This window comes from Phormidium sp. CCY1219 (assembly GCF_055795085.1).
The window spans coordinates 1-220 of the sequence record NZ_JAYFEQ010000036.1; the positions used below are offsets into that span (position 1 = coordinate 1).

At 50.5% G+C, this 220-nt stretch carries 1 protein-coding gene; it reads left to right on the plus strand.

Annotated features, from left to right (window positions below; translation table 11 throughout):
- The coding region (locus AC0QH1_RS00330) for a Uma2 family endonuclease (RefSeq protein ID WP_324628755.1) at positions 1 to 220 on the plus strand (220 nt) is incomplete at both ends.

The window sequence follows — 220 nt, forward strand, 5'->3', positions numbered from 1 at the left end:
AATCTCAGACTCGAACGCAATTCCACTGGAGAAGTGATTATTATGACCCCCACAGGCGGCGGAACCAGCAACCGTAACGCTGGATTGACGGCTCAACTTTGGATGTGGAACAAAGAAACAAAACGGGGTAAAGCCTTAGATTCTTCTGGGGGTTTCAATCTGCCTAATGGGGCGATTCGCTCTCCCGATGCGTCTTGGATTTCCCGGGAAAAATGGGACG